Origin of the sequence: Caulobacter sp. HMWF025, assembly GCF_003060965.1 — a bacterium.
Taxonomy (GTDB): Bacteria; Pseudomonadota; Alphaproteobacteria; order Caulobacterales; family Caulobacteraceae; genus Caulobacter.
Genome location: NZ_QAII01000081.1, coordinates 1 through 508, shown reverse-complemented (window position 1 = coordinate 508; position 508 = coordinate 1). Strand labels below are relative to the sequence as shown.

Genomic DNA, 508 nt, shown 5'->3' with positions numbered 1-508 from the left:
CGGCTGGAGCGCCGGGCCTTTGTGCTGGCCGACCACTCGGCCGCCGGCCTGTCGCCGCATGGCTGGGCCCGCAAGGCCGTCGCCGCCGCCCGCGCTTTCGGGGCCCACGCCCTGGTCGCCGAGGCCAACCAGGGCGGCGACATGGTCCGCGCCGTCCTGGCCCAGGCCGATCCGCCCTGTCCGGTAAAACTGGTCCGCGCCACCCAGGGTAAGCGGGCCCGCGCCGAACCGGTCGCCGCCCTCTACGAACAGGGCCGGGTCATCCACTGCGGGGCCTTCGCGGCGCTCGAGGAAGAACTGATGGCCCTCGGCACCGGCGACCTCAGCCACAGCCCCGACCGCGCCGACGCCCTGGTCTGGGCGGTCAGCGAGCTGATGCTGGGGGTGGGGCAAAGCCCGAGGGTGCGGGGGCTGTAGGGTCTCATCTTCCCCCTCCGGGGGAGGAGGGCCCCCCGGGTCGCGCGAACCGCGCGCCCGAGGACAGGCTCAGGCCCGGAGGGGGCAAGTG

General features: G+C 75.4%; 1 protein-coding gene. It reads left to right on the top strand.

Annotation, left to right across the window (positions count from 1 at the left end; all coding sequences use genetic code 11):
* Positions 1 to 417: phage terminase large subunit family protein (locus DBR10_RS19895; RefSeq protein WP_442861113.1), on the top strand; the 417-nt coding region annotated here is incomplete at its 5' end.
* Positions 418 to 508: the final 91 nt, after the last annotated feature.